Source organism: Streptomyces sp. NBC_00466 (assembly GCF_041433995.1).
Taxonomy (GTDB): domain Bacteria; phylum Actinomycetota; class Actinomycetes; order Streptomycetales; family Streptomycetaceae; genus Streptomyces.
The window spans coordinates 3,846,793-3,869,522 of record NZ_CP107896.1 but is presented as its reverse complement, the minus strand read 5'-3'; the positions used below and the strand labels follow the sequence as shown (position 1 = coordinate 3,869,522).

At 69.9% G+C, this 22,730-nt stretch carries 21 protein-coding genes and 3 pseudogenes; 15 read left to right on the top strand and 9 right to left on the bottom strand.

Translation table 11 applies throughout. The annotated features are described in order from the left end of the window. Window positions 1-80 precede the first annotated feature (80 nt). Window positions 81-1,286: a hypothetical protein gene (locus OG210_RS17355; protein ID WP_371537522.1), complete on the bottom strand. Its 1,206-nt coding sequence runs from the start codon at window positions 1,284-1,286 to the stop codon at window positions 81-83. 336 nt (window positions 1,287-1,622) lie between these two features. Between OG210_RS17355 and OG210_RS17350 the strand changes: the two are divergent. Then, window positions 1,623-1,832: pseudogene (locus tag OG210_RS17350) on the top strand (DUF397 domain-containing protein); the annotation flags it as partial. A 77-nt stretch (window positions 1,833-1,909) separates the two neighbouring features. Here OG210_RS17350 and OG210_RS17345 read toward each other — a convergent pair. Beyond that, a pseudogene (locus tag OG210_RS17345) lies at window positions 1,910-2,029 on the bottom strand (IS5/IS1182 family transposase); the annotation flags it as partial. Window positions 2,030-2,233: 204 nt separating this feature from the next. Between OG210_RS17345 and OG210_RS17340 the strand changes: the two are divergent. The 4 genes and pseudogenes from OG210_RS17340 to OG210_RS17325 all read left to right on the top strand — a co-directional run bounded on the left by OG210_RS17340 (window position 2,234) and on the right by OG210_RS17325 (window position 4,885). Next, window positions 2,234-3,478: a sensor domain-containing protein gene (locus OG210_RS17340; RefSeq protein WP_371537519.1), complete on the top strand. Its 1,245-nt coding sequence runs from the start codon at window positions 2,234-2,236 to the stop codon at window positions 3,476-3,478. Continuing rightward, window positions 3,466-3,552 (top strand): annotated as a pseudogene (locus OG210_RS17335) (DNA-binding response regulator); the annotation flags it as partial. The gene OG210_RS17340 and the pseudogene OG210_RS17335, both read left to right, overlap by 13 nt. Window positions 3,553-3,794: 242 nt before the next feature. Continuing rightward, on the top strand, window positions 3,795-4,376 hold the full coding sequence (locus OG210_RS17330; protein WP_328327991.1) for a SigE family RNA polymerase sigma factor: 582 nt from the start codon (window positions 3,795-3,797) through the stop codon (window positions 4,374-4,376). Window positions 4,377-4,438: 62 nt separating this feature from the next. Then, window positions 4,439-4,885 (top strand): hypothetical protein, encoded by a 447-nt coding sequence (locus tag OG210_RS17325; RefSeq protein ID WP_371537516.1) that lies wholly within the window; start codon window positions 4,439-4,441, stop codon window positions 4,883-4,885. A gap of 156 nt (window positions 4,886-5,041) precedes the next feature. Here the strand turns inward: OG210_RS17325 and OG210_RS17320 are convergent, their stop codons facing one another. Beyond that, the gene (locus OG210_RS17320) at window positions 5,042-5,782 is read right to left on the bottom strand and encodes a class I SAM-dependent methyltransferase (protein ID WP_328327993.1); all 741 of its coding nucleotides are present in this window, start codon (window positions 5,780-5,782) and stop codon (window positions 5,042-5,044) included. A gap of 268 nt (window positions 5,783-6,050) precedes the next feature. Between OG210_RS17320 and OG210_RS17315 the strand changes: the two genes are divergently transcribed. Beyond that, complete coding sequence (locus OG210_RS17315; RefSeq protein WP_371537514.1) at window positions 6,051-6,716, top strand: hypothetical protein; 666 nt, start codon at window positions 6,051-6,053, stop codon at window positions 6,714-6,716. Window positions 6,717-6,782: 66 nt separating this feature from the next. Here OG210_RS17315 and OG210_RS17310 read toward each other — a convergent pair whose 3' ends face one another. The 3 genes from OG210_RS17310 to OG210_RS17300 all read right to left on the bottom strand — a co-directional run bounded on the left by OG210_RS17310 (window position 6,783) and on the right by OG210_RS17300 (window position 9,142). After that, entirely contained in the window at window positions 6,783-7,250 is a 468-nt protein-coding gene (locus OG210_RS17310; protein ID WP_371537511.1) for a pyridoxamine 5'-phosphate oxidase family protein, read from the bottom strand. Between the two features lies 1 nt (window position 7,251). Further along, window positions 7,252-7,728: a nuclear transport factor 2 family protein gene (locus OG210_RS17305; protein WP_371537507.1), complete on the bottom strand. Its 477-nt coding sequence runs from the start codon at window positions 7,726-7,728 to the stop codon at window positions 7,252-7,254. A 259-nt stretch (window positions 7,729-7,987) separates the two neighbouring features. Next, window positions 7,988-9,142, bottom strand: a complete 1,155-nt coding sequence (locus OG210_RS17300) for an MFS transporter (RefSeq protein WP_371540335.1) — start codon at window positions 9,140-9,142, stop codon at window positions 7,988-7,990. 471 nt (window positions 9,143-9,613) lie between these two features. Here OG210_RS17300 and OG210_RS17295 point away from each other — a divergent pair, with 471 nt between their 5' ends. From OG210_RS17295 to OG210_RS17285, 3 genes are all read left to right on the top strand, one after another. After that, a complete protein-coding gene (locus tag OG210_RS17295; protein ID WP_371537504.1) occupies window positions 9,614-9,895 on the top strand; it encodes a hypothetical protein in 282 nt (93 codons plus the stop codon). A 145-nt stretch (window positions 9,896-10,040) separates the two neighbouring features. Beyond that, a complete protein-coding gene (locus OG210_RS17290) occupies window positions 10,041-10,745 on the top strand; it encodes a DUF4157 domain-containing protein (protein WP_371537501.1) in 705 nt (234 codons plus the stop codon). A 203-nt stretch (window positions 10,746-10,948) separates the two neighbouring features. Beyond that, complete coding sequence (locus tag OG210_RS17285; RefSeq protein ID WP_328328002.1) at window positions 10,949-11,944, top strand: aldo/keto reductase; 996 nt, start codon at window positions 10,949-10,951, stop codon at window positions 11,942-11,944. 174 nt (window positions 11,945-12,118) lie between these two features. Here the strand turns inward: OG210_RS17285 and thpR are convergent, their stop codons facing one another. Beyond that, a complete protein-coding gene (thpR, locus tag OG210_RS17280; protein WP_328328004.1) occupies window positions 12,119-12,664 on the bottom strand; it encodes an RNA 2',3'-cyclic phosphodiesterase in 546 nt (181 codons plus the stop codon). A gap of 254 nt (window positions 12,665-12,918) precedes the next feature. Between thpR and OG210_RS17275 the strand changes: the two genes are divergently transcribed. The 6 genes from OG210_RS17275 to OG210_RS17250 all read left to right on the top strand — a co-directional run bounded on the left by OG210_RS17275 (window position 12,919) and on the right by OG210_RS17250 (window position 20,673). Continuing rightward, the gene (locus tag OG210_RS17275) at window positions 12,919-13,500 is read left to right on the top strand and encodes a Uma2 family endonuclease (RefSeq protein ID WP_328328006.1); all 582 of its coding nucleotides are present in this window, start codon (window positions 12,919-12,921) and stop codon (window positions 13,498-13,500) included. A 217-nt stretch (window positions 13,501-13,717) separates the two neighbouring features. Then, entirely contained in the window at window positions 13,718-15,193 is a 1,476-nt protein-coding gene (locus tag OG210_RS17270) for a UbiD family decarboxylase domain-containing protein (protein ID WP_371537498.1), read from the top strand. Window positions 15,194-15,423: 230 nt separating this feature from the next. Beyond that, window positions 15,424-16,818, top strand: a complete 1,395-nt coding sequence (locus OG210_RS17265; RefSeq protein WP_371537495.1) for a dihydroorotase family protein — start codon at window positions 15,424-15,426, stop codon at window positions 16,816-16,818. Between the two features lie 5 nt (window positions 16,819-16,823). After that, entirely contained in the window at window positions 16,824-17,657 is an 834-nt protein-coding gene (locus OG210_RS17260; RefSeq protein ID WP_328328012.1) for an IclR family transcriptional regulator C-terminal domain-containing protein, read from the top strand. A 226-nt stretch (window positions 17,658-17,883) separates the two neighbouring features. Next, entirely contained in the window at window positions 17,884-19,164 is a 1,281-nt protein-coding gene (locus OG210_RS17255) for a M20 family metallo-hydrolase (protein ID WP_328328014.1), read from the top strand. Window positions 19,165-19,278: 114 nt separating this feature from the next. After that, window positions 19,279-20,673, top strand: a complete 1,395-nt coding sequence (locus tag OG210_RS17250) for an MFS transporter (RefSeq protein WP_371537491.1) — start codon at window positions 19,279-19,281, stop codon at window positions 20,671-20,673. A gap of 166 nt (window positions 20,674-20,839) precedes the next feature. On the opposite strand, the gene OG210_RS17245 is transcribed toward OG210_RS17250, so the two are convergent. Both OG210_RS17245 and OG210_RS17240 read right to left on the bottom strand, forming a co-directional pair. Further along, complete coding sequence (locus OG210_RS17245; RefSeq protein WP_328328018.1) at window positions 20,840-22,168, bottom strand: MFS transporter; 1,329 nt, start codon at window positions 22,166-22,168, stop codon at window positions 20,840-20,842. Window positions 22,169-22,254: 86 nt separating this feature from the next. After that, on the bottom strand, window positions 22,255-22,692 hold the full coding sequence (locus tag OG210_RS17240) for a MarR family transcriptional regulator (protein WP_328328020.1): 438 nt from the start codon (window positions 22,690-22,692) through the stop codon (window positions 22,255-22,257). Between the last annotated feature and the right edge of the window lie 38 nt (window positions 22,693-22,730).

Below are 22,730 nucleotides of genomic sequence, written 5' to 3'. Positions count from 1 at the left end.
GGTAACGGGATCACAGCCAGGCGGTCGCCTCCGGAGGTCCTTCAGGGGTTGACTCCGGAGGCGGCGTCGTGCAGGGCTCGTCAGATGTCGGGAGCCGGGAGGCAGAGGGCGCAGGTGCGGTCCAGAGAGTGCCGCCCCCGGGAGCTGGGGTCCTCAGACGGGGCGCCTGGCCATGACGACCACACCCGGCCCGGTCTGTTCATCCGCAGGGATCCGGAGTTCGGCGACCGGGTACAGTCCCCCGACACCAAGAATTCTCCGTCGTCCTGGCGGCCTGATCCCCCCCCCCCCAAGGAGTTCCGGAACGGACCACTGAGCGCCGCCACCCGCACCCGCCAGGGCGTGACCGACACCGCCTGTTCCGCCGTGCGGTTCGCGTCCCCGGTCCGGCACCGGCGGCAGTGCGTTTCGCCCGCCACCGGCCGGAACACGTGCTCGTCACCGGGCCCCCGGCATACGACAAGACCGGCCGCCCCGGCCTCCACTCCCGGCCCGGATACGGGAACGGCCTCCGCGGGAAGCTTCGCCACCAGCCGGTGCCGCAGGAAACCGACCGCCGAGCGGATCCCGGCCGAAGGCAGCCCCGCAGTCAGCGCGGTACGCAACTCCCCCGCCGACACGCCCCGCCGTAACCACTCGGCCGCCGTCTCCGCGAGCTGGCGCGCCTCCCCTACGCCGAGATGCAGCTCACGGCTGGTCGAGCGCAGCGAGAGCAACACCCTTTCTGCTGCAAGCAGTTCCGGTGTCGGATCGGCCAGCGCTTCGGGTGGGGGGTGGGGAAGGTTCTTCTTGAGTAGTTGTTCTTCCCGGTAAGAGCCGCCGACCTTCCGGCGCTCCGGCTCACCGGCGACCGGAGCCCGCACACTCGGCGACTCGGTGTGCGCCGGGCCCGACGGGCCGCCCGGGTCCGGCGGATCACCTGGGCCCGGCGAAGGCGACCCGCCCCGTACGCCGTCCGCCCCATCCCGTACGCCGCCCGCCTCCTCCGGCGTCAGTGCGACGTTCGTGAGCAGCTGCTCCGTCACCCAGCGCCCGCGCTCGCCCTGCCACCGCCACTCGTGCAAGTAGCCGCAGGCGGTGAGGGATTGCTTGACCCGCTGGTACGCGCGGCCCTTGATGCCCAGCTTGAGCGCGTACGCACCCAGCGGGCGGCCGAGCTCGCTCTCCGGCAGGCCCTGTACGTACAGCAGGAGGATCTTCGCGTCGCTGTTCAGCACCTGGTGCCGTACGACGTCGTGCGAAGCCTTGGTGAAGCGCCGCATGGGCGCGATAGCATGCCTGAGCATCCCGGTGGACTCTCGATCCATTCGGTGGTGAAGGTCCTCGGTGGTGTTGGTAGCACTTCCGGGGACCGCCACGCCTCTACGTAGCGTGATGACGCGGTCACCGTACAGCATCCAGGACGCGTCCGACCATTTCATGCAACAAGTCCGGTTCCACGAACGGTGTTTCGAGCGTCGGCCGGGACTGCCAGTCCAGCGGCCAGGTGAACCCCTCCAGCGCGGGAACCCCGACGAACGCCGTCCACCCCGAATGCCGCGTGAGCGCCCGCACCCCGCCACCCCACCGGTACGCGGCGGCAGTTCGCGGAGGCAACAGGAAATACATGCACCGCGAACGCCGAGCAGGGCGAATGTGTAGAGGTCGCCACCCAGTGGACCAAGTCAACCTATAGCGGCGACCAGGGCGGCGAGTGCGTAGAGATAGCCACCGCCCCCGCAGCCATCCACATCCGTGACTCCAAGGACATCACCCGCCCCGCCCTCACCGTCTCCCCCACCACCTGGGCCGCCTTCCTCCCCCACCTCACGACGGAGCACGCAACAGCCTGAGCCCTGCGCGCATGGGAGTGGGGCACTTCGGCTGCCGCCGTAGCGGGGCCTCTGGTGTCCGATCCGCCTATGCCGGTGTTGCGCTGCTTGTAGGCCTCGCGATCGAAGGCGGGCGGGCGGCCTCCGAGCCGGCCTTTGCGCTTGCGGTTGGCGATCTGGTCGACGGGCTGTGGAATCACCGCCCACCCCGCTCGGCGTCCGATCCGGCAACAACGGCTCTGTTCGCGCCCAGTACGCGTCAGCCAACGGCACGGCCGGAGCAACGATCCGACGATCGGAGAGAAGCGGCCCAGCGCCTCTCTTGTCCGACTACAGAATCAGCAACGGTGGCACTGGTGCCACCATGGATTCGGGTACCAGGCTCATGGCAGACCCCCGTCGAGGCGTCCTAGTGTCGGATCATGTTGATTCCACCCGTGCTGAGGCGCTCGGCGCTTCGGGCGCGGCGGGACACCGGCTTCCTGGCCGCCGGCGTCATGCCGCACCTGGCCCTGGTGCCCGTGTGGTCCTGGGGCGCGACGACCGCCGCCGAGACGGGGAACTGGGCTTTGGCGCTCACCCCGTCGGTCGCCCTGATCCTGCTCGGTGTCCCGGTGCTGACGGCCGTTCAGCGGTACCGCCACCGGGCACTCCTCGGAGTGGACATCCCTCGGCCGACGCCCACGCCGGAGCGGTGGTCGTGGGCGGCAGTCGCCCGACGGCTTTCCTCCACGCGCGTCTGGCGCCAGCTCGGATACCACCTTCTCCTGGGCCCGCTGGTGGCAGCGCTGGAGCTGTTGGTGCTCGCGGCGGCGACTGCGGGCCTTGCGGGCGCCATTGCCTACGGCTGGATATGGGCGCTGCCGGTGGGGGTCCGCCAGGACTGGTTCGGTTACGCGACGCAGACGCCGTGCTACACGGTGGCCGGCATCGCGCTCCTGTGTGTCGTGCCCTGGATGGCGGGGGCGGTGGCCCGGGTGGAGTCGCGATTCGCGTTGGTGCTGCTCGGGCCCAGCCGGGCCCAGCGGCTCCAGGAGCGGGTCGAGTACCTGGCCGGGAGTCGCACCGCCCTGATCGAGGCAGTCGACGCCGAGCGCCGCCGGATCGAGCGTGACCTGCACGACGGCACCCAGCAGCGGCTGGTCTCCCTCGCGGTCAACCTGGGCCTGGCCATGGCCGCGCGCCCCGACCTGCTGGGTGAGGACCGCGAGGTGATCGCGGAGGCGCACCTCGAGGCGAAGGAGGCGATCGCCGAACTCAACGATCTGGTACGCGGGTTGCACCCGGCCGTCCTCGAAGACCGAGGGCTGGACGCGGCGTTGTCCGGGTTGGCCGCCCGGGTACCACTTCCGGTGCGCCTGCGGGTCGATCTCGAGGAGCGGGTGGTGCCCGCTGTGGAGTCGGTCGCGTACTTCGTGATATCCGAGGCGCTGGCCAACGTGACCAAGCACGCTCACGCGACACGTGCCGAGGTGACCGTCAGGCGGGTCGGGAAGGTGTTGCGGGTGAATGTCACCGACGACGGGCTGGGTGGTGCCGACGCCTCCGCCGGTACGGGGCTGAGCGGGCTGGCCAAGCGGGTCGGCTCCGTCGACGGGACCTTCCGCGTCAGCAGCCCCGTCGGGGGACCGACGACCATCGCGGCCGAGTTGCCGTGCGAGTGGTGATCGCCGAGGACTCGGTGCTGTTGCGGATCGGTTTGGTCAAGGTGCTGGAGATGGGTGGCTTCCAGGTCGCCGCGTAAGTCGGTGACGGGGAAGCGCTGCTGACAGCGGTGGAGAACCCACGGCCCCTGCCCGTCCGGTGTCAGGCCCCGGCGGCCCGGGCACCGCGGTCGGGCGCTGCTGGGACTGGGTCCGCATCAGCCCACGGGCCGGGCCTGTTCTCTCCAGCCGCCCCGGACTGTGACCCAGGTCTCACCATGCGCGTGCAGCAGTCGCGACCGCTTTCCCGTCAAGGAGGGGTGACAGGAAGGGAGGGGATGTGGACCTGGCAACCGAGCACGGTTTCCGTACCGCCGGACGCAGCGAACCCAGACCGACGGAGTCGGAGTCCGAGAACGACTTCCATGACTTCGTCGTCGCCCGGTCGGCCGTACTGTTCCGCGGGGCCCTCGTCTTGACGGGAAACCGCGAGACAGCGGAGGACCTGGTCCAGGAGACCCTGGAGCGGGCCTGCCGCAAGTGGCGCACCATCGCCGCCAAGGACGCTCCGGACGCCTATGTGCGGCGGATCATGGTGAACCTGGCCAACGACCGGTGGCGGAGATTCCGCCGCACGGTCCCGCACCAGGACGGCGACGACCGCGCCGCATCCGGGGACCAGTACGGGCAGGTGGACACGAGGGACCAGTTGGTACGGGCCCTCCAGGGTCTGCCGATGCGTATGCGGACGGTCGTGGTGCTTCGGTACTTCCACGATCTGTCGGATGCCGAGATCGCCGCCGACCTGAGGATCTCACCGAGCACCGTGCGGTCCCAGCTCGCTCGCGGCATCGACAAGCTCAGAGGCCAGTTCCCCGCACTCTCCGACCCTTCACCACAGCAGCCCACGGAGGGAATCTGATGAATTCACACGGTTCACAGCCTTCCGGCTGCACACCCTTCGAGCAGGAACTGGTGAACGCCATGAACGACTTCGCACGCACCACCGATACGCCGGCCTTCGACTCCGCCGCCATCGCGCGCGGCGCCCGCCGTAAGCGGACCACGGCCATAGCGGGCATCGCCACCGCCCTCGTCGTAGCCGGCGCGGGCACCGCCCTGGCCGTCGGCAACGTCGGCAGCAGCTCGCACACCTCGAAGCCGACCGCATCGGCCGCCGCATCCGCCGCCGACAGCACCACCTTCCTCGTCCGCACCAGCGACGGCACGATCGCCAGGGAAACGCTGGCCGGCGCGCCCTCGACAAGGGCCAGGGTGGGGCTTGTCCACTTCGGTCTCACGCCCAAGTTCACCCGGGTCAAGAAGGCCGACTGCCCGCAGCCGGAGGACGCGGTGATCTCGCTCTCGCCGCACGCCCCGACGGTCCTCAACGCGGGTGACACGGTCCTCGTGACCACCTGCTACCGCTGACCCGGCCCGACAGGACCGGCCCGACAGGACCGGCCTGACAGGACTGGGCTGACAGGACAGAGAGTGGTGGCCCCGTCGGAACCGGGGCCACCACCCCCTGCATTCCAACACGGTCAGGCGCGTGCCGGGGCACCGAGCACGACTTCGGACTCGGCCTCAGGCCGGCTTGCGCCACACGGAGATGTGCTTCATGGAGTCCTGGGTGAACGGCACCCCGTCCCAGTCCGCGACACGGCGTTCCAGTTCGAGCCCGGCGATCCGTGCCATCAAGTCGAGCTCGGCCGGCCAGGCGTACCGGTGCCGTGAGCTGCCACGGCGGTAGCGGCCGTCGTCGCCGTCGCGGGTGAAGTGGTGCGAGACGAGAAGCTGCTCGACCAAGTCGAGGGTGTCGAAACCGAGATGGCGCTCAGAGACGTCGAACGGCACCGCGACCTGGCCGGGTGGCAGGAATCGCAGCGGCGGCACACCCAGCTCGATGACGAAACGGCCGCCGGGCTCCAGATGGCGTGCGGCGTTACGGAAGCACTCGACCTGCTCGTCCTGCGTGAGCAAGTTCGAGATGGTGTTGTACACGAGGTAGACCAGGGTGAATTGGCCAGGGACGACGGTGGTGGCCATATCCCCGATGGATACCGGGAGCCTGTCCTCGTCGATTTTGCGCCGGAGTACCGCTGTCATGTGCTCGGACAGTTCGATGCCCGCTACCGGCACGCCATGTTCCCGCAGTGGGACGCCCACCCGTCCGGTTCCGATGGCGAATTCCAATGCCCGGCCATCTCCGGCGAGGTCTGCCAGAAAGGTGAGAGTCGGTCCGAGAAAGGCGGGTGAGGACGTTTCTGCCTCCTCGGCGTCGTAGCGGTCGGCGGTCGCACGGGTCCACAGTTCACTACTCGTCACAGGCGGCCATTTTGCCGGTACCGAGAGACGCTGTCGACGCATTTACGTTCCGCTCGTGCCGCTCAAGTGAGGCTTGCGTGACCGCCGAGTGGCGTTGCCGAGGAAGGCAGGGAGATGCCCTTGATCGCATTGAAAATCGCTCAAGTCGGCGATGTAGCGTCTTGAATATTCGTTCGTTTCAGCTCTCAGCTGCGTGCCAGCCACTCGAAGGGGCAATAGCCGCAATGAGCTGACCAGGACACCACGCGCGTAAGGAAGTAGAAAAACTATGGCACGACCAGAGTCCGACAAGAGGGTCATGGGCTGGGCCGCAGCGGCCACCCTGCTGGCGGCGGCGCCGTTCATGGCGGCGTGCTCGGGCGGTTCGCACTCGCACTCGTCTTCCGCCTCGCAGGACAGCAGCCCCTCCCCCTCGACGGGCGCATCGGACAACTCCGGCGCGTCGTCGGACGGCGGCTCCGGCGCACAGGCGGACGACCAGTCCACTGTGTCCTCCGCGGTCGGCGCCTGGGTGGACGCGGTCATCGAGAAGGACGCGAAGCGGGTCTGCAAGCTCACCTCCGTGCCGGGCACCGGCTCGGCTCCGCCGAAGGCCACGACCTCGCAGATGTGCAACGACCCGTCGACCACGAAGGAGATGAACGTCGGCCTGCCGTCCATGAGCAAGGCGTTCACACCGAAGAACGCCACCGGCCGGCCGACGGTGAAGGTCAACGTGCCCACCCCGCAGGGCAACCAGGCGGTCGTCCCGGCGGCCAAGATCATGATCGACGGAAAGTCGCTGCGCTCGATCATGCTGTCCCGCTCGCACAACGTGGACCCGAAGACCTTCACGTTCAAGGCGAAAGCCAACAAGATCGACGGGAAGTGGTACGTCGGCGACGACGACACCAACAGCGGTAGCCAGACGCTCAAGCCTCAGACACCGTCCTGACGTCACGGGCCTCACGCGGGTCTCAACGGACCGTGGTTCTCCTGGCAACGAGCACGCTGGAGACACTCATTCGCCGCGCCGCGGGGGTGTGGATTCCGCATCCTCCAGGACCGCATAGCTCAGATCGTTCGCCGTCAGGGACGAAGGCGTCAGCCGCAGCCACACCGTGCCGCGTTCCGCTGGGTCATCGTGCAGGTAGTGGACGAAGCGCGGGTCCCACCGGGACTCGTCCGGGCCCAGATAGCGGACCAGCTTCCGGCGTCCGCGGGCCACATCGAAGGGAACGAGTTCAGCCCGGCCACGGGCGATGACCTGGCGGACCAGGCCCGTGGCGACGTCGCACACGTCCACCACAAGAGCGATCCGCGGATCGGCGCCCACTCGGTGAAAGAGCTTGGTCCACGGCCCGGTCAGGATCCAGAAGGCGCCTTCCTCCCACAGGAACCACACCGGCCGCACGGTCGGTCCGTCCGTCGCCACGCGCGCGGTGAGCGGCCGGCCGAGGAAGGCATCCACGTCGAAGGGCGGAGGCATCTCACGACGCCGGCATCCGAGGGGCCGTCGGAAGGTGGGGTGGCGTGCCCGTCGTCCAGACTGCCTCGATCTCCATGCGCGCGATGCGCCAGCCGTCCGGTGTCCGGCGCAGTTCGGCCCGGTAGACCCCGCCCACGGTGAAGGTGGGGAGGGTGTCCGGGCCGAGCGTTCGCAGGGTCGAGCCGTGGTGCACGTGCGTCATCAGTGCGTTCCACGACGCTGTGGTTCTGCCCGAAGCGGCATCGGTGTGGACCAGCACGTCGGAGGACATGTGCTGCGTACGGGCGTAGCGCTCGACCGCTTCCTGCGTGTGCCACATGGCGTCGATGCCCTCGGAAGTACCCAGCGGGGTCACGGTCCGTACGTCGTCAGTGACGTAGGCACGGGCCCAGTCCTCCGGGAACTCCCGCTCGTCCAAGGTGCGGAAGAGACGGCTGATGAGAGTGCTGATGTCGAGGTGATCCGACTGGCTCGTCATGCGCCGATCCTTTCGCCTCAACCGCACTTGAGGTCAACACCTCGCCGTTCGGCGGCACTGCACGTGTCAGCTCGGCTGTAGAAGGCGGCCTGGCCGAGGTCGCCGAGCGTTGTCCACGTCCTCGGAGTCCAGCGGCTGCCGGGCACCTCCGGAGGGCCCTGCCCGGGAGATGCCCAGGGACGCACACGCCCCCGACCTGCTTCGAAAGCAGTGGAGCCGCGGTCGGCCGGGCTTCACATCGACATCGCCGCAAACACCGTCACAGTCGGGGCCGCAGTCGGGGTCGCAGTCGCTGGAAGCCGACCATCAGCACCATCAGGGCCGCAGTTGACCCACCGAGTGTCATGACCGCCGACAGCGAGGAACGGTCGACGACCAGGCCACCGGTCAGCGCCCCGATGGACAGGGTGGCCTGGAACGAAGCGGTGAAGAGTACGGAGGACGCCTCCGGCGAATCAGGAACGGCCAGCGCGAACCACGTCTGCGAGCAGACCGGCACGGCTCCGTAAGCAGCGCCCCAGACACACAGCAGGCCGAGCGCCGCCAGGTCCCACCTCCCGAGAACGGGAAGCAGCAGCGTCGCCACCGAGATCAGTGCCGCGGCGGCTGCGAAGGTGGCGCGTGGATGGCGTCCCACGGTCGATCCGCCCGCGAAGTTCCCGACGATTCCCGCCGCACCGTAGGCCAGCAGGAAGAGGGTGATCGTTCCGGGTCCTGCGTGGGTGACCGTCGACAGGAAGGGAGCGACGTACGTGTAGGCGCCGAAGTGGGCCAGCACCACGAGGACGGTCATGGCCAGTGCGGCAAGGGTGCGGGGCTGCCGGGCCAGTCCGGCGAGTACGTCCATCCGTACGCCCTGGGCGGCCGGCAGCGGCGGGACCACGGCGATCAGCATGACGAGTACCCCGGCCGCGAGTACGCCCATCGCGACGAACGCCGTCCGCCAGCCCGCGTGGTGCCCGGTCCACGTGCCGAGGGGGACTCCGAGGACGGAACCCAGCGGAACCGACGCGAAGATCACCGCGGTTGCCCTTCGCACGGACCCGGTCGGCACCAGCCGTCCCGCGAGGCCGGCGCTGATCGACCAGAATCCACCGATGGTGACGCCGACGAGTACCCGGGAAACCAGAACCAGCCAGTAGGCGGGCGCCGCCGCCATCAGGAAGTCGGCCAGCGTCAGCAGGAGCATGAACGCGCACAGGAGCAGCCGGCGGTCGGTGCGGCCGCTCATGGCGGTGACCAGGGGCGCGGAGAGGGCGGCGAGAAATCCGGGCAGGGCCATCGTCAGCCCGGCCATGCCGTCCGAGATGGTGAAGCTGGAGCCGATCGACGGCAGCAGCCCGATCGGCAGGATCTCGGTCGTGACGATGGCGAAGATCCCCATCGTCACCGAGAACACAGCGAGCCACGCCATGAACGGCGAGCGTGTGAACGGCGGGGGCGTGAGCTGTGAGGGCGTGAACTGCGGGGGCGTGAGCTGCGAGCGCGCAGGATCCGACGAGTCGTGCCGGTCGGGCTCGGTACTGGCGGCTGTGGACATGAATCCCGTCCTGTGGTGGGAAAACTGGTGGGAAGGCTGGGGGGGGACAAACCGGTGGGCAAACCGGTGCGCGGCTGGTGCGCGGCCGGTGAGCAACACACGCCCTGTGAGTGCCAGTCCAGCAACGGAGTCCAGCGGCGTCCGGCAGGTTCGCGACACCAACAGCCGGTGACGACAGTGATGTCGCGTTCTCGCGCGTGCGCTGGCGATGCCTCATTGCGGTGCCTCATTCCGACGGCCGGGCACAGCAATCTCGACGGTCGGGGACGCCCGGCTGGAGCGCCGAACCCATGTGCGGATATTGTGAATGGAATGCGAGTTCGCTGACTCAACTGTGAGGAAGACATGGGGAAGGCCGCAGAGCGCAGCACGCTCTACCACGAGTTCCTCCGACTCGCGGGGCAGGTCGAGCGGCTCCTGAACACCGACCCGGCGCAGACAGCCATCGGCCGGGACGAACTGGTGCGCTGGCAGAACCGGTACCGCGAGCCGGAGGGGAAGACGGTGCTCTACCGCCGCAACTCCCTGCTCATGCCCGGCTCCATACCCATGTCCGACATCCTCCGCGAGTGGAACACCCACGCGCGGGAGGTGCTGCGGACCGCGCCTTCGCAGCCCCCGAACTGAGGCGGCCGGAGGACGAACTGCCCGGCGGGACCACCTGACGTACCCCCAAGGACGTGCGGTACGCCCTTCCGCCCCTTGTCCTCCGACACCGATGTCGCCTAGACAGGGAGCTGACATGCGGCGTGAAGTACCGAAGGAGTGAGTGGTGCACGAGCGGAAGCAGGATGTGAACGCTGCGCAGCGGCAGGGGAGCGAGCAGCGCAGGCCCGCCGCGTTGCAGCGTCCCGAGAGCCGCGGGGCGGCGGCCGCCCTGGCCGGGCAACTGTCGGGCGGGCAGTCGCCGGAGGCCGTCATGGCCCTCCAGCGTTCCGTGGGCAACGCCGCGGTCGCCCACATGCTGGAGGTGCAGCGGCACGCTCACGGGGCATCCTGCGGTCACCAGGAAGCCGCGCCGGAGGAAGAGGCTCCGGTGCAGCGCCGGATGGCCGCACACGACGTACTGGGCACGCCCGGCCAGCCCCTTCCCAGCGATCAGCTGCAGGACATGGAGGCGCGGTTCGGCGGCGTCGACTTCAGCGACGTACGGATCCATGACAACGCGATCGCGAAGAAGTCGGCGCAGGAGATGGGGGCCCGCGCCTACACCTCCGGCAGCCACATCGTCATCGGTGAGGGCGGCGGCGACAGTCACACGCTCGCGCACGAACTCACGCATGTCGTCCAGCAGCGGCAGGGCCCCGTCGCGGGTACGGACAACGGCAACGGGCTGAAGGTCTCCGACCCGTCCGACCGTTACGAGGTCGCCGCGGAGGAGAACGCCCGGCGCGTCATGTCCGAGGCCGCCCCGGCGACCGAGCACACGGCCCAGCGGGCGGTGACCGAAGAGGAGGACGCCGCGGCCACGGCGTAGCGCCGCAGGCCGTCGGCCCACGCAGCGGGACCCGGTGCCCACTGGCTGATGCCCAGTGGGCTGTGCTGATGTCCAGTGGGCGGTGAAATCGCCGCCGACTGACGCCCGCCTGAAGAATCCGGTGGGCCAAGGCACCGGTTCCGACGCCAACATGGCCCGCACCTTCTTGATTCGAGCGCGCTCCAAGCGGTTGGCTGAGGCTCATGAAGTACACGCAGCTTGGACGCACCGGACTCAAGGTCAGCCGACTGGTCCTCGGCACGATGAACTTCGGGCCGCAGACCACCGAGGCCGACAGCCACACGATCATGGATTCCGCGCTCGCCGCGGGTGTCAACTTCTTCGACACCGCCAATGTCTACGGCTGGGGCGAGAACAAGGGCCGTACCGAGGAGATCCTCGGTACCTGGTTCGCCAAGGGCGGCGAGCGGCGCGACAAGGTCGTGCTCGCCACCAAGATGTACGGGAACATGGGTGCCGACGGCGAGGCATGGCCCAACCACGACAAGCTCTCGGCGGTCAACATCCGCCGTTCCGTCGAGGCTTCGCTCAAGCGGCTCCAGACGGATCACATCGACCTGTACCAGTTCCACCACGTCGACCGGAACACCCCGTTCGAGGAGATCTGGCAGGCGATCGACGTCCTGATCCAGCAGGGCAAGATCCTCTACGCGGGCTCGTCGAACTTCCCCGGCTACAAGATCGCGCAGGCGAACGAGCTGGCCGCCCGCCGCGGCTCGGTCGGCCTCGTCAGCGAGCAGTGCATCTACAACCTGATGGAGCGCCGCGCGGAGATGGAGGTCATCCCGGCCGCGCAGGAGTACGGCCTGGGTGTCATCCCGTGGTCGCCGCTGCACGGCGGGCTGCTCGGCGGAGTGATCCGCAAGGAGCGGGACGGCGGCACCGGGCGCAGCGCGTCGGGCCGCTCGGCGGACGCGCTCGCCGACCAGGCCGTACGGGCGAAGATCCAGGCGTACGAGGACCTGCTCGACAAGCACGGCCTGGAGCCCGGCGAGGTGGGTCTGGCCTGGCTGCTGACCCGGCCGGGCGTGACGGGTCCGATCGTCGGCCCGCGCACGGCGGCACAGCTGGATTCGGCGCTGCGCGCGGTCGAGCTGGAGCTGCCGGAGGCCGTGGTGTCCGGGGTCGAGGAGATCTTCCCGGGTCCTGGCCCGTCACCGGAGGCGTTCGCCTGGTAGGCGCACACCCTCCGTTCGCCTGGTAGGCGCACCCCTCGGGCGGGCGTGGCGCACGTCAGCCGGCGACGGCCGCCGTCACTGTCCGACGGCGGCCGCCACGGCGACGACGACGAACATCAGCACAAGCGCACCGGCCATGATCCGGTTCCTGGTTTTCGGGTCCACGCTCCGAGGTTACTTGCCGGGCCCCAGCGGCCAGGCGGCGACCACCTCGTACCGGGGCTCCCGCCCGCTCCGTACGAGGACCAGCTCCCGCACGGTCCACGGGCTGCCGGCGAAGCCGGCCAGGGCCTCCGCGTACGGACCGAGGGCGGTCAGGCCGTCGCCGCGGGCGAGGGTGAGATGGGGCACGTACGGGTGCTCGCGCTCCATGGGTGCGCCCGCCTCCCGCACCGCCGCCTCCACCCCGGCGGCCAGCCGCCCCATCGCGTCCACGCCCCCGGCGGCGCCCGCCCACAGCGCCCGGTCCCCGAACCGGCCGCCACCGGTGATGCGCAGCGCGAAGGGCGCGTGGTCCCGGGCGGTCAGCGCGAGCCGTGCTTCCAGGGCGGGGACGAGGTCGTCGTCCACCTCACCCAGGAAGGCGAGCGTGAAGTGCCAGCCGGGCGGTTCGGTCCAGCGCAGCCGTCCGGCGCCGGGCAGCACCCGCGCCCGGTCGACCAGCGCCCCGAGCTGACGGGCCGCCTCGTGCGGGGGCAGCAGTGCCGCGAAGAGCCTCATGCGAACCAGTGTCCCGGGTGGGGTGGTGGAACGGGACCTGGCCGTCTGTCCGTCTGTCCGTCTGTCCGTCTGTCCGTCTGTCCATCTGTCCATCTGTCCATCTGTCCGGCCGACTGTCCGTCCGTCTGGCTGTCCGTCTGTCCGTCCGTCTGTCCGTCCGTCTGGCTGTCCGTTCCCGGCGTATCCCGGTCACCGTGCGTATCGTTGTACCGCGCGACTGCCCGCACCCTGCGGCAGTGGGACGGAGCGCCACGATGACCGTCGTCGACGACAGGATCGAGATGGCCGACACCAGCGACGAGCGCACTCTGGACATGATGTTCGAGTGGCTTGAGCCGACCCCCGAGGGATTCAAGGTCGAGATCGTCGGGGGGAACATCTTCATGTCACCGCAGCGGGACACGCACTGGGACATCATCCTGGACATCGTCGAGCAGCTGCGTGCCGTGTACCCGCGTCAGCGGGTGAAGTCCGATGTACGCATCGACTTCCCGGGGCTACTGAACGGCTTCGCCTCGGACGTCGTCGCTCTCGTGGAGGGCGCCGTGAAAGACGAGAAGGGGCACTGGCGCTACCAGGACATCGAGTTCGTCGCCGAGGTGATCTCCAAGAACACCGCCGCCAACGACTACGGGCCGAAGAAGGCCGCATACGCCACCGCCGGCGTTCCGGTGTACGTCATCGCCGATCCGTACACCGGCAGGTGGCATCTGCACACACTGCCCAAGGACGACGAGTACCACGGCACGGTGACCCTGGACTTCGGCTACCCCATCGACCTCACCGGCACCGCCGTCGGCCTCACCCTGGAGACCGGCGACTTCCCCCGCGACTGAATCCTGCTGGTACTGCGATGGTCTCTGCCCTGATGGGTGACCGTCCGGCGCTTCCGTGGCACGCAGAGGTGGCACCCTGCCGACGGCGCGGCAACCTGATTCCCGTAGATCAGGAATCCAGTGGAATGGTTCGTCTCCGAGACTGAGAATCGCAACGCTGGTCGGGCCGGATCGACCGGCTTGCGCGCGGTATGGACGATTTTCGGAGGACGCGGTCATGGGAGACGATTCGACAAGTCCGGACACCCCGGACCGGGCCGGCTCACGGCATGACGGCGACCAGTCGATGCGCGGCCTGTTCGAAACCCTTGCGCGCCGCGGGGAACTCGTCGACATCGACCGGCCGGTCGACGCCCGGTTCGAACTCGGCAGCGTGCTCACGCTCCTCGACCGGGGCCCCGCGGTGCGGTTCAACAACGTCACGGGCTCAGCACTGCCCGTCGTCGGCAATCTGCTGACCGACCGTGACCGGATCGCGGCCGCGCTGGGGGTGCCGAAGGCCGGCATCCTCGACGCGCTGTCCGACGCCATCGCTTCCCGGCAGCCGACCGAGGAGGTCACGGTTGCCCCCTGCCAGGAGCTCCGCTTTCCTGCGGCGGACGTCTGGCGCGAGGTCGTCACGCCCACGTTCTTCGAAAAGGACTCCGGCGGGTACATCACCGCGGGGATGATCGTCGCTCACGATCCGGTCACCGGATCCCGTAATGCCTCCTACGCCCGGATCAAGCCGCTGGAACAGACGACCGGGTTCGTCGGAATCGCCCCCAACCACCACCTGAGCGCCCTCGCCCGCTCGGCGGCAACCGCGGCGCGTGGCCTGCCCGTTGCGGTCACGCTGGGCAGCCACCCGGCCATCCAGTTGGCAGCCTGCTTCTATCTCGGCCTCGGGGACGACGAACTGGAACATGCGGGTCGACTGCTGGGTGAACCCGTACGAGTCGTCAAGGCCACGACGAGCGAGGTGCTCGTACCCGCCGACGCGGAGGTGGTCGTAGAAGGTGTACTCCGGGTCGACCGGCCGGTCCACGAGGGGCTGGTGAGCGAATACCACGGCATGTACGAGGACTACGGCGACGGGTGCACGCTTGAGGTCACCGCGGTGACCAGGCGGGCCGATGCCTCGGTCCAGGTGGTCCTCCCGGGCTTCGCCGCCGAGCACTCCTTTCTCGGTGCGCTGCCGATCGCCGCCGGTCTGCGCCATGCGCTGCGCGGTTTCGGCTGTCGGGCCACCGATCTCGCGGTGACCCTCTCCGGGGGCGGGCGGGTGGACGTCGTCGTCGCCCTCCCGCCGGAACAGCGGAGGCAGGCCAAACGCGCGATCTTCGGCTGCTTCGCCACCGTGAGCATGATCAAACAGGTCACCGTCGTCGACTCCGACATCGACGTCTGGGATGCCGAACACGTCCATTGGGCCCGCACCAGCCGAATGCGCTGGGAGAGGGACCTCGTCCTCGTGCCGGCCGTTCCGTGCGACCGCAACGTGCCCATGCAGCAGGACGGCACCGTGACGAAGGTCGGCATGGACGCGACAGCGAAGCCGGGCGACCGCGCAGTGGGGAACGAGCTCGCCGTCCCGCCGCGCGAGACGCTGGACCGGGTGCGGGAGTGGTTGGCGGACGACGGCCTGAGCGACATGGTGCGGCCGTCCCCGACGCTCTGGGGCTTGCGCGGCGCGCCCCGAGGCGGTCACTGAATCAGCGACGCATCGTCGTCCTCGGCGGGAGGGGAACGGGGAACGACGTGACCGGCCAGGGTCACGTCGTTCGGGCTGCCGAGCCGCCGAGCTGCCCAGCCGCCGAGCTGCCCAGCCGCCGAGCCGGATTGCGGTTGTCGCTCACCGGGGCCGGCGGGGCCCCCGACCGGATTCCCATTCCGCGAGAATCCGCTGTCCCGGTACGGAAACCGCTCCATAGTCTGCGCCGCATGATCGGTTCCGAACAGGCATTCCGGACGACGGTGGTCGCCGGCCTTGTAGAGACAGCTGAGGGCACCTTCGAGCACGGACGGGTCCTCATCCAGGGCGGCACGGTGAGTGCCGTCGTTCCCGGCGATGTCGCACCCGGAGACGGTGCTTGCCCCGGCGGTGCCCGGGTGATCGATGTCGGCGAGTCCTTCGTCCTGCCCGGTGCCGTGGACGCCCACGTGCACTCGTACTCCCACGCCGGGGAGGGGCTGCGGGCCGCCACCTCCGCGGCGGCGGCCGGCGGTGTGACCACCATCGTCGAGATGCCGTTCGACGGGACGGGACCGGTCAACAGCCGGGAGCGGCTGGAGGCGAAGCTGGCGAAGGTCGCCGACGAGGCGGTCATCGATGTCGCCGTCCTCGGGACGCTGGAGCCCGGCGGCGGGTGGCGCCGGGCCGGCGAGCTGGTCGAGGGCGGCGTGGTCGGGTTCAAGGTCTCGCTCTTCGACACCGACCCGTTCCGCTTTCCCAGGATCGACGACGCCGAACTGCTCGATGTGGCCGCAGCGGTGGGCGAGGCCGGGTCCACGCTGTGCACGCACGCCGAGAACAACGAGATCATCAAGGCGCTGCTGGCCGACGGCTCGAACCAGGCCTCCACCGACCCGCGGGTGCACGGACGCACCCGCCCGCCGGTGTCGGAGACGCTCGGAGTGCTCACCGCCATGGAGATCGCCGCCGACCGCGGCAACGCACTCCACCTGTGCCACCTCTCGACCGGCCGGTCCGCCGACCTGGTGGCGTGGTACCGCGGCCAGGGCGTCGACGTCACCTTCGAGACCTGCCCGCACTATCTGCTGCTCACCGAGGAGGACATGGTGCGGCAGCGCGGCCGGCTGAAGATCAACCCGCCGCTGCGCGGCTCCGCCGACCGCGAGGCCATGTGGCAGGCGGTCATCTCCGGCACCGCATCGGTCATCTCCTCCGACCACGCCCCGTGGCCCAGCTCGCTCAAGGACCACGAGCGGATCCTCGACAACAGCTCCGGCACCCCGGGCACCGAGACCCTGGTCTCGACCACGCTCGGCGCCTGTCTGCGCCGCTACGGCGCGGGCAAGGAGTTCTCCCGCACGGTGGCGGCGCTCACTGAGAACCCGGCGGACCGGTACGGATTCGGCGGCCGCAAGGGTCGGCTCGCCCCCGGTTACGATGCGGACATCATGGTTCTCACCCCTTCCCCCGACTGGCAGATCGAGGCGTCCGAGCTGCACTCGAACGCCGGATGGAGCCCGTACGACGGGCACGCCCCGGGGGCCCGGGTCACCCTTACGATCAGCCGCGGCGACGTCGTCTGGGACGCCGGCAAGGGGCTGGCCGGAGCGGCGGGCCGGGGCGCTCAGGTGCGCCGGAGCTGACCGCGATGGCCACGGACCGGAATCCCGAGCGGGCACAGGGCGGACTCAGCTCCCTCGACCGTGGGCTGCGGGTACTGACGTTCGTCCAGGACCGCGGTCAGGTCGACGTCGCGGAGATCGCCGCCGGGCTGGACATCCCGCTCTCGACCGCCTACCGGTACGTCCAGCGGCTCAAGCGCTCCGGGTTCCTGGTCGAGGTCGGCGACCGGCTGCTGCCGGGCGAACGGCTCACCGACCGCTCTTCGGACCACCCCGACCACCTGGTGGATGTCGCCCGGCCCATGCTCGTCCGGCTGCGGGAGGCCACCGGGCTGACCGCCGCCCTGTCGGTACGGGTGCACGGGGCGGCGCTCTGCCTCGCCTCGCGGCGCAGCGGCACCGGCAGCGTGGCCTTCCACCCCGGCCAGGTGCACACCCTGTACTCCGGGGCGAGCGCCACACCCCTGCTGGCGATGGCCCCGGCGGCGGTGCGCCGGCAGGTGATCGAAGGACGGCTGCACCGGTACACCGCCGCCACGCCGGACGCCGCCCAGCTCCGCCGGGAACTGGAGCTGATCCGGCGTCAGGGGTACCACGTCACCCGCGGGTGGCTCACCCCCGGCATGTCGGCGGTCGGTGTGCCGGTGGTGGTCGGCGGCCGGTGCCTGTGCGCGCTGTCGCTGGTCGCGGCGGACAACGCGCTGGCCGACCCCGCCGTTCCCCTGCGGCTGCTGCCGCTGCTGCGGCAGGCGGCGGGGGAGCTGGCCGCCCGGCTGCCGCGCGATCTGCCCGCGGCCTGGGTCCCGCCGGACGCGGTGTCCGAAGGAACCGACGAGCAGCAGGATCCGGCCTCCGAGTAGCCGCGCTTCTGGCATCGCTCCATCCCGTCCGTGCGGTGGGTCAGCTCCATCCGCACGGTGCGTCGGCTCATCCCGTCCGCGCGGTGCGTCGGCCGACGCACCGCGAAACACCGGCACCCCGGCCGGCCCGGCCCCGTACCCCCGCGCGCTCCCGGCCGCCCGGTCCCGTACGTCGCCCCCACCACCAACCCGCACCTCCGCCCGCCCAGGAGAACCGAGGATCACCATGACCACCCGCATCGACCTGAACCGCCTCGCACCGGAACCCGATCGCCTGAGCCGGCGCCTCGACGAGCTCGCGGCTTTTCATGACCCCGAGCACCCCGGCTGGAGCCGGGAGGTCTTCTCCGAGCCGTACCGCGCCTCCCGTGCGTGGGTGCGCGCCCAGATGACCGAGGCCGGTCTCGAAACGGTGGTGGACCCGGCCGGCAACATCATCGGGCGCCTTCCGGGCAAGGACCCGTCTGCCCCGGCCCTGGTCACCGGCTCGCACACGGACACCGTGCGGCAGGGCGGCCGGTTCGACGGCATCGTCGGCGTCCTCGGCGGGATCGAGGTCGCCCAGCGGCTGCGCGAGACCGGCACCCGGCTGGAACGCGACCTGCTGGTGGTGGACTTCCTCGGCGAGGAGGCCAACGAGTTCGGCATCTCCTGCATCGGCTCGCGCTCGATCGCCGGCATCCTCGCGCCGGAGCACCTGGAGCGCACCGACGGCACCGGCACCCGGCTCGGCGACGCCATGGAACGCTTCGGGCTCGCCCCGCAGGCCGCGCTCAGCTCCGGCTGGCGGACGAAGGACGTCCACGCGTACGTCGAACTCCACGTCGAGCAGGGCCCGTTGCTGGAACGCAGCGGCCATGGCATCGGCGTGGTCTCCGCGATCGCCGGCATCGACCGGCTGCTGGTGCACTTCGCAGGGCAGACCGGGCACTCCGGCACCACGCCGATGGAGGACCGGCACGACGCACTGGTCTCGGCGGCGGCCGCGGTCCTCACCGTCGAGCGGGCCGGCTGCGGCGCTCCGGTGCACGGGGTCGCCACCCTCGGCAGCATCGACTCCTCGCCGCGGTCGATGGGCGTGATCACTGACCAGGCCAGGCTGTGGGCGGAGATCCGCAGCATCGACGGGAACTGGCTGCGCGCAACACAGAAGCAGATCGTCGGCGAGATCGCCGCGGAGGCGCAGCAGCGCGGCGTGGACGTGGACTTCGAGTGGCTGACCGACCAGGACCCGGTCCCCACCCACGAGTTGGTGCAGGACGTGATCGCCGAAGCAGCCGGCGGGCTCGGCCTGGGCTGGAAGGCGGTCCCCTCCGGCGCCGGGCACGACGCGGCCCACCTGGCCCGGCTCGGCCCGATGGGCATGGTCTTCGTCCCGTCCGCCGGAGGCCGCAGCCACTGCCCTGAGGAGCTGACCGAGGTCGCGGACATCGCGCGCGGCGCGCATGTGCTGGCCGCCACCCTCGTCGGTCTCGACGGCCGCGAGCAGCCGGCCTCGATCCAGTAGTCGCACCCGCCGCGTCATCACACCCGTACACCCGTCCAGTTGCCACACCCGCCCCGTAGCCACACCCGCCCAGCAGCCAGCAGATCCACCCGACAGCAGGAGGAGACCCGCACCATGGTGACGACGAGTCGGGCGTCCGGCGAGGACGCGCTCCCGGTGAAGACCGATGGCGAACAGCGCGCGGTCGCCCGGCGGTCGGTGGCTGCGGCGGCCTTCGGCCATGCGATGGAGTGGTACGACTTCTCCGTCTACGCCTTCTTCGCCGGCTACATCGCCCATAACTTCTTCCGGGACGGCGACGCGACGTCCGCGTTGGTGAGTACCTTCGTGGTCTTCGGCGCCGGGTTCGTGACCCGGCCTCTGGGCGCGGTGATCGGCGGCAGCTACGCGGACCGGATCGGCCGCAAGGCCGCCCTGATGCTCTCCATCGGGGCGATGGGCATCGGCACGCTGATCCTCGCGGTGACGCCGTCGGCCACGCTGATCGGAGCGGGCGCTCCGATCCTGCTGCTGATCGCCCGCCTGTTCCAGGGCTTCTCCACCGGCGGCGAGATAGGCGGGGCCGCGGCGTTCCTGGTGGAGAGCGCCCCGGCCGACCGCCGCGCGCTGTACTCGTCGTGGCTGCAGGCATCGATGGGCATCTCCAACCTGCTCGCCGCCCTCGTCGGCTTCGTCATCACCTCGGTCCTCCCGGAGTCGGCCGTGCAGGACTGGGCGTGGCGGATCCCGTTCGTCCTCGGCCTGCTGATCATCCCGGTCGGCCTGTACATCCGCCGCCGGCTGCCGGAGACCGAGGCGTTCACCGAGCGGGGCGCCACCGCCGGTGCCGAGGGCACGGCCGCGCCCCCGGCCGCGGCCACGGCAGGCGCCCGCGGTCCGCTGCGCACGCTGCTGGCAGAGCACCGGGGCACGCTCGGCACCGCCGTACTCGTCTCGATGCTGTGGACCGTCTGCGTCTATGCCTTCCTGATCTACCTTCCGACGTACTACGAGCAGTCCGGGATCGGCCTGGGCTTCACCTCCCGGCAGGCGTTCCTCGCCTCACTCCTCGGCAACATCGTCGTGATCGGCGGCTGTCTGACGGCGGGGCGGCTGGCCGACCGGGTGGGGACCCGGCCGCTGCTGGTGGGGAGCGCGACAGCGATGATCATCGTGCCGATGCCGTGCCTCATGTGGCTGCACGCACAGCCTCGACTCCCCGTGCTGCTGATCGTCCACGCGGTGCTCTGTGCCACGGTGTCAGGGTTCTCCGGCGTCGTCTCCGCCGTTCTGCCCCGGGCGTTCCCCGTAGCGGTCCGTTCCACCGGGCTCTCCGTCAGCTACAACATCGCGGCTGTCCTCTTCGCCGGCACCACCCCGGTCCTGATGACGTGGGCGACCTCCGACCTGACGGTCTACGCCCCCGCGCTCTGGGTGATCATCGGCTCGGTCTGCTGCCTGGCCGCGCTCCCCGCCCTCTACCGCCACGTGCAGCGGGTGGAGGACCAGCAGGGCATACCCGAAGACTGATCACAACCCGGGACAGGCCCTCATCCGGTGGCCCCGGTTCCGCGAACGGGCCGGGGCTGTCCGCCCCGGCCCGTTCGCGGAACCGTCCGTGCTGACGGCGTCCGTGCTCACGCCGTCCTTGCTCACGCGTCCTTGTTCACGCCGTTCTTGCTCACGCCGTCCGTGCTCACGCTGCCGTGGCGAGCTGTTCGCGCGGGACGAAGCCCACGTGGCGCCGGCCGCGCCTGAGGTCGACCTCCAGGCGGAGGTTGGCCGCGCGGGCCAGCATCAGGCCCACGCCCATCGCCGCCACCGCGCAGATCGCGCCGCCGAGCGTGAAGCTCACGCGGACCCCGTACGAGTCGGTGAGCCAGCCGAAGAGCGGGCCGCCCAGCGGGGTACCGCCGGTGAAGACCATCATGAACAGGCTCATCACCCGGCCCCGCATCTCCGGTTCGGTGCCCATCTGCACCGAGGAGTTGGCGGTGACGTTGACCGTCAGGCCGAGGATGCCGATCACGGTGATCAGCGGGACGAACATCCAGATCGACGGCGACCAGGCCGTGATGACCTGGAGGGCGCCGAAGGCGATCGCGGCCCCGACCAGGATGCGCAGCCGGGATGTGCCGCGCCGGGCCGCGAGCAGGGCTCCGACCAGCGAGCCGATGGCCATCAGGGTGTTGAAGAGGCCGTACATCCCGACGCCGCCGTGGAACGTGTTGTTGGCGAACGCGCTGAGCCAGATCGGGAAGTTGAAGCCGAAGGTGCCCACGAAGCCGACCAGGACGATCGGCCAGATCAGATCGGGGTTCTTGGAAACGTAGTTGAGGCCCTCGCGGAGCTGCCCCTTGCCGCGCGGGGTGCGCTGCGTGTGGTGCAGTTCGCTGCTGCGCATCAGCAGCAGTCCGGTGAGCGGGGCGAGGAAGGAGAGGCCGTTGGCGAGGAACGCCCAGCCGGGGCCGACGGCCGCGGTGAGTCCACTCGCGACGGCGGGGCCGATGAGCCGGGCGGACTGGAAGTTGGCCGAGTTCAGGCTGACGGCGTTGCGGACCTGGTCCGGGCCCACCATCTCGGAGACGAAGGACTGCCGGGTCGGGTTGTCGATGACGGTGACGAGGCCGGTGAAGAAGGCGGTCACATAGACGTGCCAGACCTCGACGTTGCCCGTGAGGGTCATCGCGGCGAGGAAGAGACCGCCGATGCTCATCGCGCCCTGGGTGCAGAACAGCAGCTTCCGCTTCGGGAAGCGGTCGGCTATGACTCCGCCGTACAGGCCGAAGAGCAGCATCGGCAGGAACTGCATGGCCGTCGTGATACCGACGGCCGCTGACGATCCCGTGATGCTCAGGACCAGCCAGTCCTGGGTGATGCGTGCCATCCAGGTGCCTGTGTTGGATACGACGGCACCGGTGGCGAACAGCCGGTAATTACGGACCTTCAACGAGCTGAACATCGAAGTCCGGGTAGCAGTTTCTTGCGGTGCGGGGGCGGAGTCTGCTCCGGGTCCCGAACTCAACAGGGGTCGCCTCCTGGGCGTAGACAGTGTGGACAGTTGTGGAAGGGCGGGACGAGACCACCCGGCGGGGGCCTCGTACAGGCAGGTCAGAGCTGGGCGAGTTTTTCCAGGACGGGGGCGGCAGCGCGCAGCTTCACCCAGTCGTCCTCGTTCAGCCCTTCGGCCAGCTCGGCCAGCCAGACGTTGCGGCGGCGCCGGCTCTCCACGAGCATCTCCTGCGCCTCCTCGGTCTGGCTGACGACCTTCTGTCTGCGGTCGTCGGGGTGCGGTTCCAGCCTGACCAGGCCCTTGGCCTCCAGAAGCGCCACGATGCGGGTCATCGATGGCGGCTGCACATGCTCCTTGCGGGCCAGCTCACCGGGGGTGGCGGAGCCGCAGCGGGCGAGGGTACCCAGCACCGACATCTCGGTCGGGCTCAGGGACTCGTCGACGCGCTGGTGCTTGAGCCTGCGGCTCAGGCGCATCACGGTGGAGCGCAGTGAGTCGACGGCGGCAGCCTTGTCGGCGGGCGAAAGGTCAGGCATGTTCGTTAGCGTAACTCATTACCTATGCTAAAGACCAA

Coding starts and splice junctions, on each gene's coding strand:
- OG210_RS17300 (WP_371540335.1), bottom strand. CDS start 9,142: ATGGCGTGGCTCGCTGTGTTCTCGGTGACGATGGGGATCTTCGCCATC.
- OG210_RS17240 (WP_328328020.1), bottom strand. CDS start 22,692: ATGCCTGACCTTTCGCCCGCCGACAAGGCTGCCGCCGTCGACTCACTG.
- OG210_RS17310 (WP_371537511.1), bottom strand. CDS start 7,250: ATGCCTCCGCCCTTCGACGTGGATGCCTTCCTCGGCCGGCCGCTCACC.
- OG210_RS17285 (WP_328328002.1), top strand. CDS start 10,949: ATGAAGTACACGCAGCTTGGACGCACCGGACTCAAGGTCAGCCGACTG.
- OG210_RS17250 (WP_371537491.1), top strand. CDS start 19,279: ATGGTGACGACGAGTCGGGCGTCCGGCGAGGACGCGCTCCCGGTGAAG.
- OG210_RS17255 (WP_328328014.1), top strand. CDS start 17,884: ATGACCACCCGCATCGACCTGAACCGCCTCGCACCGGAACCCGATCGC.
- OG210_RS17325 (WP_371537516.1), top strand. CDS start 4,439: ATGAACGACTTCGCACGCACCACCGATACGCCGGCCTTCGACTCCGCC.
- thpR (WP_328328004.1), bottom strand. CDS start 12,664: ATGAGGCTCTTCGCGGCACTGCTGCCCCCGCACGAGGCGGCCCGTCAG.
- OG210_RS17295 (WP_371537504.1), top strand. CDS start 9,614: ATGGGGAAGGCCGCAGAGCGCAGCACGCTCTACCACGAGTTCCTCCGA.
- OG210_RS17260 (WP_328328012.1), top strand. CDS start 16,824: ATGGCCACGGACCGGAATCCCGAGCGGGCACAGGGCGGACTCAGCTCC.
- OG210_RS17265 (WP_371537495.1), top strand. CDS start 15,424: ATGATCGGTTCCGAACAGGCATTCCGGACGACGGTGGTCGCCGGCCTT.
- OG210_RS17355 (WP_371537522.1), bottom strand. CDS start 1,286: ATGCTCAGGCATGCTATCGCGCCCATGCGGCGCTTCACCAAGGCTTCG.
- OG210_RS17275 (WP_328328006.1), top strand. CDS start 12,919: ATGACCGTCGTCGACGACAGGATCGAGATGGCCGACACCAGCGACGAG.
- OG210_RS17270 (WP_371537498.1), top strand. CDS start 13,718: ATGGGAGACGATTCGACAAGTCCGGACACCCCGGACCGGGCCGGCTCA.
- OG210_RS17315 (WP_371537514.1), top strand. CDS start 6,051: ATGGCACGACCAGAGTCCGACAAGAGGGTCATGGGCTGGGCCGCAGCG.
- OG210_RS17340 (WP_371537519.1), top strand. CDS start 2,234: ATGTTGATTCCACCCGTGCTGAGGCGCTCGGCGCTTCGGGCGCGGCGG.
- OG210_RS17305 (WP_371537507.1), bottom strand. CDS start 7,728: ATGACGAGCCAGTCGGATCACCTCGACATCAGCACTCTCATCAGCCGT.